The organism is Pseudomonas sp. PDM04, from assembly GCF_014851765.1.
Classification (GTDB): Bacteria; Pseudomonadota; Gammaproteobacteria; order Pseudomonadales; family Pseudomonadaceae; genus Aquipseudomonas.
Window position 1 is genome coordinate 375,614 of sequence record NZ_JACVAI010000006.1, and the last position, 16,381, is coordinate 391,994.

Sequence of the window (16,381 nt, forward strand, 5' to 3'; positions counted from 1 at the left end):
TTGCGAATTTCCGGATATGCTCGCGTTTCCCTGTGGGAGCGAGCCTGCTCGCGATGGTCGTCAATGATGACGCTGAAAAACTGACACTCCTTGGCGTTTTTACGACCATCGCGAGCAGGCTCGCTCCCACATGGGCTCTGCGGATCAGTGGAAATCCCGGCTGCGCACGCTGATGCCGTCCAGCAACGGGCTCAGGTCGCTCAAGCGTCCGGCAATCAGGTGGCGCACTTCGCCTTCCCTCTCCCAGCGGCCATCGACCTTGAGCAACTGCGACCCGACCAGAACCTTGCGCTGGCGTTCGGCAAGGTCGCGCCAGACCACCACGTTGACGTTGCCGAACTCGTCCTCCAGCGTCACGAACGTCACGCCACTGGCGGTGCCCGGGCGCTGTCGCCCGGTCACCAGCCCGGCGACGCTGACCGGGCGGCCATGTTCGAGCGCCAGCAACTCCCTGGAACTGCGGCAGCGCCGGGCTTTCAATTCGCCGCGCAACAGGGCCAGCGGGTGTGGGCCCAGTGTGGTACCGAGGCTGTTGTAGTCGGCCAGCAGGTTCTCGCCCACCGTGGGTTTTGGCAGTGACACCACTGGTTCTTCCTGGCTCGGTAAACCGGCGAACAACCCCAATTGCTTCTGCACACCCGCCACTTCCCAGCGCGCTCGATGACGATCGCCCGCCAAACCGCGCAAGGCGCCGGCATCGGCCAGTTGTTCCTGCGCCCGGGCCTCCAGGCGCGCCCGCTCGCCCAGGTCGGCGATGTCGATAAACGCCCCCTTCGACCTCGCGGCTTCGATACGACGGGCATCGTCCTCGCGAAACCCCTTGATCATGCGCAGGCCCAGGCGAATCGCCGGTTGTGCGCCGCTGACCGGCTCGAGGCTGCAATCCCAGTCACTGGCGCGCACATCCACCGGACGAACCTGCAGGTGATGCCGGCGCGCATCCTGCAGAATCTGGTCCGGGCTGTAGAACCCCATGGGCCAGCTGTTGATCAGCGCACAGGCGAAGGCCGCCGGTTCATGGCATTTCAACCAGCAACTGGCGTAGGTCAGCAAGGCAAAACTGGCGGCGTGGGACTCGGGAAAACCGTAGCTGCCGAAACCTTTGATCTGTTCGAAGATCTGCGCGGCGAACTCGGCGGTGTAGCCGTTTTTCTTCATGCCGGCAGCCAGGCGCTCCTTGTGCGGTTCGAGCCCGCCGTGACGTTTCCACGCGGCCATGGAGCGGCGCAGCTGGTCGGCCTCGCCGGGGCCGTAGTCGGCGGCGACAATGGCGATCTGCATCACCTGCTCCTGGAACAGCGGTACGCCGAGGGTGCGCTTGAGCACGACCTCCAGCGCTGGCGACGGGTACGTCTCGGGCTCTTCCTTGTTACGCCGCCGCAGGTACGGGTGCACCATGCCGCCCTGAATCGGCCCCGGCCGGACGATGGCCACTTCGATCACCAGATCGTAGAAGGTTTTCGGCTTGAGCCGGGGCAGCATCGACATCTGCGCCCGAGACTCGATCTGGAACACGCCAATGGTGTCGGCACGACTGATCATTTCATAGGTCGGCCGGTCTTCGGGCGGGATCGTGGCCAGGCTCAGGTCCAGGTCGCGATGCCGGCGCAGCAGGTCGAAACAGCGGCGGATCGCACTGAGCATGCCCAACGCGAGGATGTCGACCTTGAGCAGACCGACCGCGTCGAGGTCGTCCTTGTCCCACTGAATGATCGTACGGTCCGCCATGGCGGCGTTTTCCACCGGCACCAGGGTGTCCAGTGGCTGTTCGGAAATCACGAAGCCGCCGGGATGCTGCGACAGGTGCCGGGGAAAGCCGATCAGTTGCCCGGTCAGGCTCAATACGCGGCGCAGCACCGGGCTTTCAGGGTCGAAGCCGCCTTCGAGCAAGCGTTCCAGCGGAGGGGTTTCATCGCTCCAGTGGCCACAACAGTCAGCCAGCGCATTGATCTGATCCGGCGGCAGGCCCAGGGCCTTGGCCACATCGCGCACCGCACCGGCGGCATGGTAGGTGCTGACAACGGCCGTCAACGCGGCGCGACCCCGGCCATAACGACGGAAGACGTATTGCAGGACTTCCTCGCGGCGCTCGTGTTCGAAATCCACGTCGATGTCTGGCGGCTCGTTGCGCTCTTTGGACATGAAACGCTCGAACAGCAGCGTGGTGCGATCCGGGTCGATCTCGGTGATGCCCAGGGCGTAGCAGACCGCCGAGTTGGCCGCCGAACCGCGCCCCTGACAGAGGATGTGCTGCTCACGGGCGAAACGCACCACGTCGTGGACGGTGAGGAAATAGCTCTCATAGCCAAGCTCGGCAATCAGCTTCAGTTCCTTGTTGATTTGCCTCAGCACTTTGATCGGGGCACCTTTTTTCCAGCGCCAGGCGATCCCCTGCCTGGTCAGTTGCCGCAGCCACGCACTGGCGGTGTATCCCTCGGGCACCAGCTCCCTGGGGTATTGATAACGCAACTGCCCCAGGTCAAACGTGCAGCGCCGGGCCAGGTTCACCGACGCCTGTAACAACGCGGCCGGGTACAGCTCGCGCAACAGCTCGGGGCTGCGCAGATGCCGTTCGCCGTTGGGGTGCAGGCGCAACCCGGCGTCGGCCACCGGCAGGTGATGACGGATCGCGGTCATGGTGTCCTGCAGGGCTCGCCGACCACGGCAGTGCATGTGCACATCGCCGCTGGCCACGGCGGGGATGTCCAGCGCCCCTGCCAACGCCAGCAACTGATTCAGCCGTCGCTGGTCGTCCTGGCCGCGATGCAACTGCACCGCCAGCCACAGGCGCTCGGCAAACAGCTGCCTGAGCCAGCGGCCCTGTTCCAGGTCATCGACCGAATCCGGCACCCACAACACCAGCAACCCCGGCAACGGTTCGCTGAAATCCTCACGCAATACCTGATACTGGCCTTTCTGCGTCCGCCTTCGCGCCCGGGTGATCAGCCGGCACAGGTGCTGATAGCCTTCAAGGTTCTCCACCAGCAGCACCAGCTTCGGACCGTCCTCGATCCGCACTTCGCTGCCGATGATCAGCGGCAGCTCCACCGATCTGGCCGCTTGCCAGGCGCGGACAATCCCCGCCAGCGTGCATTCGTCGGTGATCGCCAGGGCTTGATAACCGTGTTTTTTCGCCCGCTGGAACAGTTCCAGGGCGCTGGAAGCACCGCGCTGGAAACTGAAGTTCGACAGGCAATGCAGTTCGGCATAGTCGAGGCTCATGCGAACCAGCCCTGCAACCACAACGGGCCGTCCTCACCGACCGCGCGATAGGCCCAGCCATGTTGGCCGGTGCGGGTCTCGATCAGGTAGTAATCGCGGCGCACGTCGTCGCCGTCCCACCAGCCGGACTCGATGCGTTCGGGCCCCATGAGGATGCGCGTCGAAGCTTCATGGACCGCCTGCGGTTCAGTCAGCAGCCAGCCCGGACGCTGCACACCCGGCAGGCCCGGGCAACGTTGGTTATCGTCACGGGCCTGCCACGCACACTCCGGCCGGTGATCGGCCTGGAACCGCAAGCCATGCACCGCGTCGTCGCCCAGTCGGGCGCGCAGGCGTTCGCGCAATTGCTCCCAGGGCAACGATTGCTGTGGGCGGTCGTCGAACAGCGCCTGAGCCTGCGGCACGAAGGCCGGCAAGTCTTCGGCGCGCAGACGGAAACCGCGCACCGGGGCCTCGACCTGTACCTGTTCCAGTCGTCCACGGGCCAGTTCAAAGAGCATCGCCGGATCGCGCTCGGCGCTGAGCAGGCCCACCTTGATCACACTGTCCGGCAAGCCGGCGTGCTCCAGATGCAGGTCGAACCGCTGCACGCCACTGTCACGCCCGCAGAGGAACGCTGACAGGTCACTGGTCAGACGGCGCAGCGGAAACAGTAGCGCCTGATGGGATTGCACGTCGAAGTTGAGTTCGATGCGCACATCGAAACGGTCCGGTGGCAAGTAGAACGCCAGCGCCAGTCGCCGCCTGCCGAACAAGGCGTCCAGATGCTTGAGCACCTGGGCCTCGAAACGCCGGGCCAGGGTCTGCCGGGGCAACGCCTGCACCTGGCTCAAGGTACGCAGCCCCATGCGCGACAACGCCGTGGCGACGCTGGCCTCGAGCCCGATGCGGTCGACGGGCAATGGCCCCAGGTGATGCTGCAGGGCTTGATCGTCGGGTACCACCAGGCCGTCATGGGCGTTGGCCAGAATCCGCGCCGCCACCGGGTTGGGCGCGGCGACGATTCGATGGCGAAACCCCAGTTCGTCGAGTTCGCCGCGCAAGCGCGCTTCCAGTTGCGCCCAGTTGCCGAACAAGCCCAGGCTGGACTCGATTTCAAACACCACTGCCCGCGGGTAATGCACACTGACCTGGGCGCTGAAGCGATAGGCCCAGGCGGCCAGGAACTGTTGCCAGTGTTCGATCCCGGCGACGTCGTATTCCGCCGTGACGAAACCTTTGCTCAACGCCTGGGCGGCGGTCATCGACTGGCCCGGGCGCAGGCCCAGGGCTCGTGCCGACGCATTGACCGCCTGCAATACCCGACGCTGCGCCGGACCGGTCAGCAGCGCCAGCGGCTCATCAGGGTCGGTACGCTGGCGCAGTACCGCGTCCAGCGCCAATTGCGGGAAAACAATGCACACCCAACGCATGGCAACCTCAATGCCCCACGGTAAAGGCAATCGGTGCCGACCGGGCCAGCCCGCCCCGGCACTTGAGCACGCGCAATTGCGCAGGCCGGGCATCGATGGCGATGCGCAGGGCCGCAGGCGAAGGGTTGATCGCTTCCTGGATCGAGCGGTAGGCAAACGCCAGGGTCGAACCGGTTTCCGCCGCCACCTGCAAGCGGCGCAACGCCCGGTCATCGGCCTTGAGCGGCCAGCACAGCACCGCGCCGCAACTGCCCGAGCGCAGGCATTGTTCCGCCGCCCACAGGGCATCGCGCTCGCTGGCCTGGATGATCGACAGCTGGCGCAGGTCGATCCCGGCGTTTTCCCAGGCCTGGGGGTACGGCACGAAAGGCGGCGCCACCAGCACGATGCGCTCGCCCGCCGCCGACAGCCGGGCCAGTGTCGGCCACACCAGTTGCAACTCGCCGATGCCCTGCCCGGCCAGGAGGATTTCGCTCAGCGCCGCTTCCGGCCAGCCGCCGCTGGGCAACGCTGCGTCCAGCGCGGCATGCCCGGTGGGTTGCGGGCTGACGCTCGGCGGCGCCGGTCGGCCCTTCCAGACCTGGCCGCCATTGAACAGCGTGTCCAACGCAACGACGGCACCCATCAGCCTTGCCTCACCAGACCGCAGAATACCCCTTCGATCGCGAGGTCCTGACCGGCTTCAACGATGATCGGCTGATAAGCCGGGTTGCGCGGCAACAGGCGTACCCTGTCGCCCACCCGCTCGAAACGCTTGATGGTCACTTCGCCTTCCAGGCGCGCGACGACGATCTGGCCGTTGATCGCCTCGGGGCTGCGGTGCACGCCCACCAGATCGCCATCGAGAATGCCGTCCTCGATCATCGAGTCGCCGCGAACCCGCAACATATAGTCCGGGGTCTTGGAGAAAATCGATGGGTCGAGCAGCAACCGCCCATGGACATCGGCATCGGCACCCATCGGCGCACCGGCGGCCACCCGGCCCAGAACCGGAATGTCCAGCAGTTCGGGGCGCGCTGGCTGCCCGAGCAGGCGAATGCCCCGGGCCTGATGCGGGTTGACCTCGATAAAACCGGCTTCGGTCAGCGCCAGCACATGCTTGCGCGCCACGCTGCGCGAGGCGAAACCAAAGGCCTCGCTGATTTCAGCGAGGCTCGGGGACTGACCGTGCTCGGCGATGCGCTCGCGGATGAAGGTCAGGATGGCGGTACGGCGGGGAGTCAGATTGGTCATGGAGTACATTTGTACTCTTATGGGATTTTTCTGACAAGGATTTACAGACGAGATGTAGGACGCCGGTGTTCAGGTGGCCAACATCATCGTTGACGTCCATCGCGAGCAGGCTCGCTCCCACAGAGGATCGGCAGTGGACACAAAGCCTGTGTTTACATCCGTCGATGCTGGGAGCGAGCCTGCTCGCGATGGCGGTGTTTCAGTCCGGCACAACCGTTCCCCAGATGAATCAAGACGTTGCCGACGTCAGGTTTTCCAGGTAGCTCCATGGGTAGATGCCACGTTCATGGCCGTCGCTGAAGACCAGTTGCAGGCCATAGCCCTGGGCGTTGAGTTCGACCACGCGGATACGCGGATCGACCTTCACCGTCATTCCCTGCAACCGAAATGCCCGGCATTGCGAGCATGGGCACTGGCGGCGCAAATCGGCGTGGGTCAACACCTGCTCACGCCCGTCCGGCCAGTTCAGGCGCAGTTGCTGCCGGCTGCGCGAATTGCCGATCGCCAGCGGGTTCATTGCAACTGACTCAAGGCAATGCGCACGGCCTTGCGCACTTCCGGGTCGCCGTCGTCCTGCGCGGCCAGCAAGGCGGCGATGGCCCCTTTTTCGTTGAGTTCACCCAGAGCCAGCGCGGCTTCCTTGCGCAGGTTGCTGATGCGATGGGCGAGGGTTTCGATCAACGGCTCCAGCGCCGGGGCGTAGCGCAAGCGGCCAAGGCTGCGGGTCGCGCGCAGGCGCACTTGCCAGTAATCGTCGGCCAAGGCGGCAATCAAGGCCGGGCCGGCATCGCTGTGTCCGACCTTGCCCAGGGTGGTTGCGGCTTCCTCACGCACCTGCCAGGCCTGGTCCTGCAAGGCTTGGCGCAGCGCCGGCAGGACCTGGGCATCCGAGGCCAGGCCCAGCGCCCCGGTGGCGGCGCGCCGCACTTCGGTGTCCGGATCATCGCTGGCCAGTCGCGCCAACGCCGGCAATGCGTCGAGCTGCTTGAGCCAGCCCAGCACACCGACCGCTTCACGCCGGACATTGGCGTCCTGGTCGTTCAAGGCCCGCAGTGCCGCCGGCGCCGCCTCGGCAAAGCGCAATTCACGCAAGGCGCGGAACGCAGCGATGCGCACGCTGATATCGGCATGCCCGGTCCACGGCAGGATCACCCGCCCCGCCGCTTCACTCTTGAGCAGGCTCAAGCTCTGCGCGGCAGCGGCCTGCACCGCCAGCGCTGGATCGGTCAGGGCCTGGCACAGCGCCGCAACGACCGGCTCATCCTCCCAGGCTTCCAGCAAACGCGCCGCTTCGGCGCGCACTTCTTCGGTCGGGTCCTCGGTCAGTCGATCGACCAGCCACAGCAAGCCATCCGGCTCTTCGAGGTCGGCCAGTTCGATCAGGGCAATGCGCCGCACACCGGGGTCTTCATCGGTCAGGCGCGGTTGCAGGGCAAGGATGTCGTCGTTATCGGTTACATCGAATAGAGAGGTCATAGGGCAAATCGCGGCAGTCTGGTTTCAGGGGGAAGTCCGAGAGGGTTCAGGCGCGGTAATTGCCGACCCTCCTGGTGATGCAGCAACTCGAGGCAATGGCGCTTCAAGCGGGAAAACGCGTGGCTGGTCACCAGTTCGGTGGTGCGCGGCCGGGGAAAGTCCAGGCGCAGGTCCTCGATGATCCGACCGGGGCGCGAACTCATCACCAGCAGCCGGTCGGCGAGAAACAGCGCCTCGTCGATGTCGTGGGTGACGAAGACCACGGTGGTGCGAATCCGCGTCCAGATGTCCAGCAGCAACGCCTGCATGTTCAATCGGGTCAGGGCATCGAGGGCACCAAAGGGCTCATCCATCAGGAGCAGGCGCGGCCGGTTGATCAGCACCCGGGCAATCTCCACCCGTTGCTGCATGCCACCGGAAAGCTGATCCGGCCAGCGCTCGGCGAAGCCTTCAAGGCCGACCAGCGCGAGGATTTCATCCGCCGCCCGGTGCCGCTCGGCCTTGCCGATGCCGCGCATCTTCAGGCCGAACGCCACGTTGTCACGCACCGTGCGCCAGGGAAACAACGTGTGCTGCTGGAACACCATGCCGCGCTGCGGTGAAGGGGTCGACACGTCGGCGCCATCGACCTTGAGGCTGCCGGCACGGGGTTGCAGGTGACCGGCCAACGCGCCGAGCAAGGTGGATTTGCCGCAGCCGGACGGCCCGAGGATGCACACGAACTGCCCCGGTTCGATCTGGCAATCAAGGCCCTGCAGCGCTTCGAATGCCGCAGGCCCTTCGCCCAGGCTGATCGACAGACCGCGAATGTCGATACGCCCCTCAGGTGGTTGAAAGATGCTCATCAGGCTTTTCCTCGTGGTCGATGCCAAGGCGTGAACAGCCCACCAAGGCGTTTGATCAGCAGACTGCTGCCCATCCCCAGTACGCCGATCAGCAACATGCCGACCACGATGTCGGGGTAGTTCTGAATGGTGTAGGACTCCCAGGTGTAATAACCGATGCCGAACTGGCCGGAGATCATTTCCGCCGTCACCAGGCAGAACCACGACGTGCCCATGCCGATGGCCAGCCCGGTGATGATGCTCGGCGCAGCGCCCGGCACGATCACCTCCAGCAACATCGCCCGGCGCCCTGCCCCGAGGCTTTTGGCCGAAGCGATCAGGCGCGGGTCGACGCCTTCGACGCCGTGCACGGTGTTGAGCAGGATCGGGAACAAGGCGCCGGTGAAGGTGATGAACACCATCGACAGTTCCGACGAGGGGAACATCAGGATCGCCAGCGGAATCCAGGCCACGGCCGGGATCGGACGCAACACTTCGAGCGGTGGCAGCAACAGGTCCTCCGCCCATTTCGAACGGCCGATGGCCAGGCCCAGGCCGATGCCAATGACCAGCGCCGCGAGGTAACCGGCGAACACCCGGCTGAGGCTGCTGCCCAGGTGCTGGACCAGTTTGCCCGAGTCGCCCAGGCCCAGCGCCGCCTCGATGACCGACCCGGGCGTGGGCACATTGGCAAAGGTGACCAGGCCGAGGTTCCAATGGTGACTGGCGGCGAGCTGCCAGAACAGTACGCACAGCAACAGTGAGGCGGCTCGGGGGAGCCAGCGTAAACAGGATCGGGACACGATTGTTCCTCTCAACGTAGCCACATCCTGTGGGAGCGATCCTGCTCGCGATGGTGGGTCAGGCGACACCTGTCTGGCTGACACTCCATCGCGAGCAGGCACACTCCCACAGAGGTGGGTGGCCGTGGCGTTTGGCAGTTAGCGAACAGCCACCGCCTGGGTGGTGGCATCGGTGAAGTCGAACACCTTGCCGCCCTGGGCCGTGGCGTACTGCTGGGCCTGGCCCTTGAGCAGGAACGCGCTCAAGCGCCCTTTCGCATCACTGGCAAACCACGCCTGATCCGCCAGCAGCTTGATCCCGCTGTCGCTGGCCTGGGCATACACCGCACGGATGTTCCTGCCTTCCTGCTTGAGGCTGGCCAAGGCGTTGAACGCCGATTCCGCCGACGCGTACTGACGGACTTTCGGCTCGCCACGCACCCAGATTTCGGCCACATGCTTGAAGTCGGTGATGGGTTGGCCGCTTGCGGCATCCACTGCCTTGAGCGGGGTCTGGGCGTAGTTGGCCAATTGCGCGGTGTAATCGAGGTTCGAAGCCTTGAACGCGGCGCGGATATATTGGTCGTCGATGAAGGTATTCAGGTCCAGGCCCCGGTCGGCCTTCTTCAACAGCTTCAGGGTGTCGATCGCGGTGCCGACCGCCTGGCGGTATTCCGGCTTCCAGCTCAGGTCGCGGGTCTGCACGCCGAGCGGGCCGTGGAACAGGTAGTTGACCTCGGCATCGACGCCGGTGACCTTGGCGATCAACTCGCTGTATTTCTCCGGTTCATCGGCCAGCAGCTGGTTGGCTTCGATGCTGGCACGCAGGTAGGCGACGACGATTTCCGGGTACTTTTTCGCGTACGCCTGATCCACCAGCGCACCATGGAACGTCGGCGCGTTGGCCTGGGAACCGTCGAAGATCTTGCGGGCAAAACCACGGCTGGTGAAGAGTTCGGCGAAGGGGACGAAATCGGCGTGGGCGTCGATCTTGCCGGCCTGCAACGCCGAACCGGCGACTTCCGGCGCCTGGGCAATGATGTTCACGTCCTTGAGCGGGTCCCAGCCCTGGTCGGCCACGGCGCGCAACAACATGCCGTGGGCCGTCGAGGCGAACGGCACGGAAATGGTCTTGCCTTTCAACTCGGCCAGGGACTGCACGCTCGAAGCGCCCGGCACCACGATACCGTTGCCACTGCCCTTGATACTGCCCGACAGCACGTTGATGAACAGGCTGTGCTTGCCCGCCGTCTCGAAGGCGACGCCATTGAAGGAGCCGGGGAAGTCGGCCATGGCACCAAAGTCGAGTTTGCCGGCGACCATCTCGTTGGTCAGCGGCGCACCACTGGTGAAGTTCTTCCACTCCACCTCGTACTTGGCGTCCTTGTACTGGCCGTCATGGGGCAGGTATTTGTCCAGCAGGCCGAGTTCGCGGATCAACAGACCGCCGGCGGCGCAGTTGATCGTCGTGTCCTGGGTGCCGATGGCAATGCGGATGGTTTCGGCCGAAGCCGACAGGGTGAACGAAGCCAGTACCAGACCGGCGAATGCTGCACGCAATAACATGGGTGTGTCCCCTCGAATCATTTTAGGTGTTCGTCTCCGCCACGATCAGGGCGTGGTGGGAAACGAGGGGTGTCTTGAAGCAAGCGTCCGGGGTGACCGGATGGCGTTTTGGGGTGTTTGTGCGGTACTCGGAGCGAGCCTGCTCGCGATAAAGCCGGTACGGTCACCGCAGTAAATAAGGAATGTCGACTTTCACCGCCCCCGTCGGGCAGTCCTTTTCACACGGCATGCAATACCAGCACTCATCGAACGCCATGTAGGCCTTCTGCGTGGCCGGATTGATCGCCAGAAGATCCATCGGGCAGACGTCGACGCACACCGTGCAGCCCTTGTGGGCGATGCACAGGTCTTCATCGACCGTCACCGGCGCGTTGGAGCGAAAGAAGATTTCCTGCGGTTGATAGGCCATTGTACGGTCTCTCTTGTTAGGGGCTCAGGCCGCAAAGGCACCGACGCGCAGCCGGTCATAGGCCTGCATTTCCTCGGCATCCAGCGGAATGATGTAGGGCTCGACGGCTTTCTTGAAACTGCTCATCTGGCCGTTTTCATCCTTTTTCAGATGGCAATGACAGAACCAGTCGCTGTCGTTGCGCTGCGGGTGATCGACCCGATAGTGGTAAAGCCCCCAGCGACTCTCAGCGCGGAACAACGAGGCGCGGGCAGCCATTTCCGCGCAGTCGCGGATCATGCTGACTTCCATGGCGCGCATCAGTTCGTGGGGGTTGTGCGCCTTGATCTGGTCGAGGTCGCGCTGGATATCGCTGAAGCGTTGCAGGCCGATCTGCATCTTTTTGGTCACTTTCGGCGGTTGCAGATAGTCGTTCACGAAGCGGCGCAACTTGTATTCGACCTGGGCCGGCGGCAAGCCATGCTCACGATCCAGCGGGGCATAGACCCTTTGCTTTTCCGCCTCGACCTGCCCGGCATCCACCGCAGAAAACTCACGCCCGGCCACGAAGTCCGCAGCGTTGCTGCCGGCAAACCAGCCGTAGGTGAACGCCCCCAGCATGTAGTTGTGCGGCACGGCGGCCATGTCCCCCGCCGAGTACAACCCCTTGACCGAGGTTTCCGCCTTCTCGTTGACCCACACCCCGGACGCCGAATGCCCGCTGCAAAAGCCGATTTCGGAAATGTGCATCTCGACCATCTGCGTGCGGTAATCGGTGCCGCGATTGGCGTGGAACTGGCCGCGACTCGGGCGTTCGTTGCTGTGCAGGATCTCCTCGATGTTCTGGATGGTTTCCTCGGCCAGGTGATCGAGCTTGAGGAACACCGGGCCGTTGCCGCTTTCGAGTTCCTGGTGGAACTCCCACATCATCTGGCCGCTCCAGTAGTCACATTCGATGAAACGCTCACCCTTGTTGTTGGCCGTGTAGCCACCCAGCGGACCGGTGACGTAGGCGCAGGCCGGGCCGTTGTAATCCTTGATCAGCGGGTTGATCTGGAAGCATTCCAGGTTCGCCAGTTCCGCTCCGGCGTGATAGGCCATGGCGTAGCCGTCGCCGGCGTTGGTCGGGTTTTCGTAGGTGCCCATCAGGTAGCCCGAGGACGGCAGGCCCAGGCGCCCGGCGGCGCCACAGGCGAGAATCACCGCCTTGGCTTTGATCACGTGGAAATCGGCGGTGCGGCAATCGAAGCCCATCACGCCATTGACCGTGCCCTCCTCGTCCTTGAGCAGACGGGTGCAGACCACGCGGTTGGTGATACTGACCCGCGCCCGTTTCAACTGGCGGTACAGGACTTTCTTGATGTCGTGCCCCTCCGGCATCGGCAACACATAGGCGCCCATGTGGTGGACCTTCTTCACGGCGTAGTCGCCGGTCTCGTCCTTCTCGAACTTCACCCCCCAGCGGTCCAGTTGCTCGATCGTCTCGAAACTGTGGCTCGCATAGGCGTACACCGCTGCCTGATTGACGATGCCGTCGTTGGCGATGGTGATTTCCTTGGTGTACTGCTCAGGCGTCGAGTGGCCGGGAATGATCGCGTTGTTCAGGCCGTCCATGCCCATGCTGATCGCGCCGCTGCGCTTGACGTTGGCCTTGTCGATCAACAGCACGCGCAAATCGCGGTTGCGCTCCTTGGCCTTGATCGCCGCCATGGGGCCGGCGGTGCCACCGCCGATCACAACGATGTCGTATTCCTGTTCCAGGTTTTGTCTCATGCCTGATCCCCTTTCTGTCGGTCGATGCGCAGGCGGTACTGGAACGCATCGCCACGGTAGTAAAGGTGTTCGAAGTCCAGGGGCTGGCCGCTGGCGTCATGGGTCAGACGCTCGATGCGCATGATCGGCGAGCCCGCCTCGACGCTTAGCGCCTGGGTCAGGTCGCTGTCGGCCAGCACGGCATCGATTGCCAGGTCGGCATGACCGAGGGCCAGGCCGCAGTCGTTTTCCAGAATCAGGAAGATGTCGCGGGTGACCAGGTCGGCCTTCTCCAGCCGCTCGCCAATGGCTTTGGGCAGGTAGGTGATTTCCAGCGAGATCGGCTCACGGTTGATCAACCGCACCCGCTTGATCTGCGCCACGGTCTCGCCTTCGGCCACCTGCAGGCGCTCGGCCACCAGCTTGTCGGCGGCGATGAACTTGAAACTGCGCAGGCGGTTGATCACCTCGTAGCCACGACCGGTCATGGACTCGGCGAGGCCTTGCAGGGTGCTGACGTTCTGGAAGGTTTTCGGCTTGGCGACGAACGTGCCCTTGCCGTGGATCTTGAAGATCAGCCCTTCTTTTTGCAGGTCACCCAACGCCTGGCGCACGGTGATGCGGCTGACCTTGAACAAGGCGCCAAGCTCGCTTTCGGACGGCATCTGGCTGTCCTGCGGGTATTCGCCATCGAGGATGCGTGCGCGCAGCACGTCCCGCAGTTGGGTGTGCAGCGGGACGCTGCTCAGGGATAGAACGTTATCGGACATGGCTGATCACTTGTTATAACGAGTTATGACGTGATCTTAGAGTTCTAACCGAAGCGTTGAGAAATACTGTTTGAGAATAAGGTTAGAGCCGCCGCGCACATCCTGCGGGCGCGAGCCTGCTCGCGATGGACATACGAGCGCCGATGGGTGTCAGGCGCTCCGCGTCATCGCGAGCAGGCTCGCGCCTACAGGTGCTGGCCGTGCATCAATTGATGCGCAACGCACGCAGGTCGAGGTGACCGTCCTTGAGCGGCGGGCACCAGTAGTAGCCACCGGTGATCGGCCGGCTGATGCGATACAAGCCGTCGGTGATGCCGTCTTCCAGGCCGCTCATGCGCCGCAGTTGCGCTTCGAAGGCATCGAGGGAAAAGCCGAACGCCAGGAACATCAGGCCCGCACGATCGCCTTCGATCCATGGCATCGAGCGGCGTACGATAAAGGCTTCGGGGGCGAAGCTTTCCTGGGCGGTGCGCTTGACGTGGGCGGAAATTGGCGCGTCGTCAATCTCTTCGTTATCGATCAGGCGACGGCCCATGATGTCGTCCTTTTCATTGGCCGCCAGGGCATGGAAGCCCTTGAGGTCGTGCTGCCACTGCTGGATGGCGGCAAAGCTGCCACCGACCAGACCTTCACCGCCCTCATTCGCCAGCGCCGCAGCCACCGCCGCTTCGTCGTGGGGGTTTTCAGTGCCATCTTCGTAGCCGGTCAGGTCGTGGCCGGTCAGGTGGCGGAAGGTTTCGTTCATCTGCACCAGGCGCAGCGCGGGCGCCAGCGCGGCTTCGATGGCGCTGCTGCGGTTGAGCAGCTCGCCACGGTCGACACCGTGCAACCAGCACCACAGCGCATGCTGGGTCGAGGGGTTGTCGACGCCAACGCCGGTCAGCGCCGGAAAAGGCCGCAGGCCTTCGATCTGCCCGCTCAGCGCCTTGACCAGGGACTCACCGAAACCGACCACTGCCGACTTGCCGTCCACCAGTCCCATCAGCCTGTCGAGCGCGGCCGGCAGTGCATCGACCGACGCCAGCGCAAAGAACATGTGACGGGCCTGAAGTGGCACGGGGGTGGCGAGAATGCCCGGCTGGTAGTAGCTCATATCAACTCCTTAAGAAAGAGCGCGAAGTTTACCCGCAGCGTTGGCGGTTGTGGGCGATCAAGGCAAAAGATCGAGGGAACATGAAATCGGCGCTTAAAAAGTCGGACCAATAAGGCGTATAACCTCTGAAGTGAATTTGAACGGCAAGCCGCCAGCACATGACTGGGCTCACATGGAGTAGCAACATGACCACAGCACATATCCTTGGCACTCTGTTTCCAGACTCCAGCGACATCCCGGAAAAGTATCGCCTCGATGGCCCGACCGAGCAGCGCGAATACCTGGTCGATGGCCAGTTGAAAACCTGGTCGGGCGCCCTCGCCCAGGTCCGCAGCCCGGTGTACCTGACGGGCGAAAACGGCGATGAACAAGTGATTCTCGGCAGCACCCCGCTGCTCGATGCCGACACCGCACTGACCGCCCTCGACGCCGCCGTGCGCGCCTATGACCGTGGCCAGGGCCTGTGGCCGACCATGCGCGTGGCCGAGCGCATCCAGCATGTCGAGAGCTTCCTCGCCCGCATGCGTGAACAGCGTGAGGCCGTGGTCAAGTTGCTGATGTGGGAAATCGGCAAGAACCTCAAGGACTCGGAAAAGGAATTCGACCGTACCTGCGATTACATCGTCGACACCATCAACGCGCTCAAGGAGCTCGATCGCCGCTCCAGCCGCTTCGAACTGGAGCAGGACACGCTGGGCCAGATCCGTCGCGTGCCGCTGGGCGTGGCGTTGTGCATGGGCCCCTACAATTACCCGCTGAACGAAACCTTCACCACACTCATTCCGGCGCTGATCATGGGCAACACGGTGGTGTTCAAACCGGCCAAGCTGGGCGTACTGCTGATTCGCCCGCTGCTGGAAGCGTTCCGCGACAGCTTCCCGGCCGGGGTGATCAACGTGATCTACGGCAGCGGCCGCGAGACCGTCAGTGCACTGATGGCCAGCGGCAAGATCGACATCTTCGCGTTCATCGGCACCAACAAGGCCGCCAGCGACCTGAAAAAACTCCACCCCAAGCCGCACCGCCTGCGCGCCGCGCTGGGGCTGGATGCGAAGAATCCCGGCATCGTTCTGCCCGAGGTGGACCTGGACAATGCGGTGAACGAGGCCGTCACCGGTTCGTTGTCGTTCAATGGCCAACGCTGCACCGCGCTGAAAATCCTCTTCGTTCACGAGGACGTGGTCGAAGCCTTCATCGACAAGTTCAACGCCAAGCTCGCGACCCTCAAGCCCGGCATGCCCTGGGAAAACGGCGTGGCCCTGACACCGTTGCCGGAGTCGGGCAAGGTCGACTACCTGCATTCGCTGGTCGCCGATGCCGTCGCCAAAGGCGCCCGCGTGGTAAACCCCAACGGCGGTGAAGCCCGCGCTTCGTTCTTCTATCCGGCGGTGCTGTACCCGGTGACCCCGCAAATGCGCGTCTACCAGGAGGAGCAGTTCGGCCCGGTGGTGCCGATCGTGCCGTACAAGCATCTGGACACGGTGATCGACTACGTCCTGGAATCGGACTTCGGCCAGCAATTGAGTATCTTCGGCACCAACCCGGTGGCGGTCGGCCGGCTGGTGGACACCTTCGCCAATCAGGTCGGGCGGATCAACCTCAACGCCCAGTGCCAGCGCGGGCCGGACACCTACCCGTTCAACGGCCGCAAGAACTCGGCCGAAGGTACGTTGTCGGTGCATGATGCGCTGCGGGTGTTTTCGATCCGTACGCTGGTCGCGACCAAGTTCCAGGAGAACAACAAGGAACTGATCAGCGAGATCATCAGCGGGCGCAACTCGAGCTTCCTGACCACCGATTACATTTTCTGAGGAGCACCCGTCTGAGTACGTTCAAAAGCCAACGACTGCCATCCCTGGTGCG

At 63.8% G+C, this 16,381-nt stretch carries 14 protein-coding genes; 1 reads left to right on the forward strand and 13 read right to left on the reverse strand.

All coding sequences use genetic code 11. From position 1 onward, the window contains the following. Positions 1-144: 144 nt before the first annotated feature. The 13 genes from IB249_RS23700 to IB249_RS23760 form a co-directional block, all read right to left on the reverse strand. The gene (locus IB249_RS23700; protein ID WP_318653510.1) at positions 145-3,243 is read right to left on the reverse strand and encodes an error-prone DNA polymerase; all 3,099 of its coding nucleotides are present in this window, start codon (positions 3,241-3,243) and stop codon (positions 145-147) included. Continuing rightward, positions 3,219-4,634 (reverse strand): Y-family DNA polymerase, encoded by a 1,416-nt coding sequence (locus IB249_RS23705; protein ID WP_192308168.1) that lies wholly within the window; start codon positions 4,632-4,634, stop codon positions 3,219-3,221. The genes IB249_RS23700 and IB249_RS23705 overlap by 25 nt, the downstream gene beginning before the upstream one ends. A gap of 7 nt (positions 4,635-4,641) precedes the next feature. Next, a complete protein-coding gene (gene imuA, locus IB249_RS23710; protein ID WP_192308169.1) occupies positions 4,642-5,259 on the reverse strand; it encodes a translesion DNA synthesis-associated protein ImuA in 618 nt (205 codons plus the stop codon). Then, positions 5,259-5,876: a transcriptional repressor LexA gene (lexA, locus tag IB249_RS23715; protein ID WP_192308170.1), complete on the reverse strand. Its 618-nt coding sequence runs from the start codon at positions 5,874-5,876 to the stop codon at positions 5,259-5,261. Before lexA ends, imuA begins: the two co-directional genes overlap by 1 nt. Before the next feature lie 220 nt (positions 5,877-6,096). Then, on the reverse strand, positions 6,097-6,384 hold the full coding sequence (locus IB249_RS23720; RefSeq protein WP_192308171.1) for a DUF971 domain-containing protein: 288 nt from the start codon (positions 6,382-6,384) through the stop codon (positions 6,097-6,099). Continuing rightward, positions 6,381-7,343, reverse strand: coding sequence for a HEAT repeat domain-containing protein (locus tag IB249_RS23725; RefSeq protein ID WP_192308172.1), 963 nt, complete (start codon positions 7,341-7,343; stop codon positions 6,381-6,383). The genes IB249_RS23720 and IB249_RS23725 overlap by 4 nt, the downstream gene beginning before the upstream one ends. Further along, positions 7,340-8,188: an ABC transporter ATP-binding protein gene (locus IB249_RS23730; protein WP_192308173.1), complete on the reverse strand. Its 849-nt coding sequence runs from the start codon at positions 8,186-8,188 to the stop codon at positions 7,340-7,342. Before IB249_RS23730 ends, IB249_RS23725 begins: the two co-directional genes overlap by 4 nt. Further along, complete coding sequence (locus IB249_RS23735; RefSeq protein ID WP_192308174.1) at positions 8,188-8,970, reverse strand: ABC transporter permease; 783 nt, start codon at positions 8,968-8,970, stop codon at positions 8,188-8,190. The genes IB249_RS23730 and IB249_RS23735 overlap by 1 nt, the downstream gene beginning before the upstream one ends. Positions 8,971-9,108: 138 nt before the next feature. After that, on the reverse strand, positions 9,109-10,515 hold the full coding sequence (locus IB249_RS23740) for an ABC transporter substrate-binding protein (protein WP_192308175.1): 1,407 nt from the start codon (positions 10,513-10,515) through the stop codon (positions 9,109-9,111). 163 nt (positions 10,516-10,678) lie between these two features. Further along, positions 10,679-10,924, reverse strand: coding sequence for a ferredoxin family protein (locus tag IB249_RS23745; protein ID WP_008060065.1), 246 nt, complete (start codon positions 10,922-10,924; stop codon positions 10,679-10,681). Between the two features lie 24 nt (positions 10,925-10,948). Further along, entirely contained in the window at positions 10,949-12,676 is a 1,728-nt protein-coding gene (locus tag IB249_RS23750) for a fumarate reductase/succinate dehydrogenase flavoprotein subunit (protein WP_192308176.1), read from the reverse strand. Then, a complete protein-coding gene (locus IB249_RS23755; protein WP_192308177.1) occupies positions 12,673-13,425 on the reverse strand; it encodes a GntR family transcriptional regulator in 753 nt (250 codons plus the stop codon). Before IB249_RS23755 ends, IB249_RS23750 begins: the two co-directional genes overlap by 4 nt. Before the next feature lie 205 nt (positions 13,426-13,630). After that, positions 13,631-14,518: a Dyp-type peroxidase gene (locus IB249_RS23760; protein ID WP_192308178.1), complete on the reverse strand. Its 888-nt coding sequence runs from the start codon at positions 14,516-14,518 to the stop codon at positions 13,631-13,633. 185 nt (positions 14,519-14,703) lie between these two features. Between IB249_RS23760 and IB249_RS23765 the strand changes: the two genes are divergently transcribed. Beyond that, the gene (locus IB249_RS23765) at positions 14,704-16,329 is read left to right on the forward strand and encodes an NADP-dependent glyceraldehyde-3-phosphate dehydrogenase (RefSeq protein WP_192308179.1); all 1,626 of its coding nucleotides are present in this window, start codon (positions 14,704-14,706) and stop codon (positions 16,327-16,329) included. Positions 16,330-16,381 lie beyond the last annotated feature (52 nt).

Excerpts from the sequence above, each read along its gene's own strand:
- IB249_RS23705 (WP_192308168.1), bottom strand. The coding sequence starts at position 4,634 with ATGCGTTGGGTGTGCATTGTTTTCCCGCAATTGGCGCTGGACGCGGTA.
- imuA (WP_192308169.1), bottom strand. The coding sequence starts at position 5,259 with ATGGGTGCCGTCGTTGCGTTGGACACGCTGTTCAATGGCGGCCAGGTC.
- lexA (WP_192308170.1), bottom strand. The coding sequence starts at position 5,876 with ATGTACTCCATGACCAATCTGACTCCCCGCCGTACCGCCATCCTGACC.
- IB249_RS23720 (WP_192308171.1), bottom strand. The coding sequence starts at position 6,384 with ATGAACCCGCTGGCGATCGGCAATTCGCGCAGCCGGCAGCAACTGCGC.
- IB249_RS23725 (WP_192308172.1), bottom strand. The coding sequence starts at position 7,343 with ATGACCTCTCTATTCGATGTAACCGATAACGACGACATCCTTGCCCTG.
- IB249_RS23730 (WP_192308173.1), bottom strand. The coding sequence starts at position 8,188 with ATGAGCATCTTTCAACCACCTGAGGGGCGTATCGACATTCGCGGTCTG.
- IB249_RS23740 (WP_192308175.1), bottom strand. The coding sequence starts at position 10,515 with ATGTTATTGCGTGCAGCATTCGCCGGTCTGGTACTGGCTTCGTTCACC.
- IB249_RS23745 (WP_008060065.1), bottom strand. The coding sequence starts at position 10,924 with ATGGCCTATCAACCGCAGGAAATCTTCTTTCGCTCCAACGCGCCGGTG.
- IB249_RS23750 (WP_192308176.1), bottom strand. The coding sequence starts at position 12,676 with ATGAGACAAAACCTGGAACAGGAATACGACATCGTTGTGATCGGCGGT.
- IB249_RS23755 (WP_192308177.1), bottom strand. The coding sequence starts at position 13,425 with ATGTCCGATAACGTTCTATCCCTGAGCAGCGTCCCGCTGCACACCCAA.
- IB249_RS23760 (WP_192308178.1), bottom strand. The coding sequence starts at position 14,518 with ATGAGCTACTACCAGCCGGGCATTCTCGCCACCCCCGTGCCACTTCAG.
- IB249_RS23765 (WP_192308179.1), top strand. The coding sequence starts at position 14,704 with ATGACCACAGCACATATCCTTGGCACTCTGTTTCCAGACTCCAGCGAC.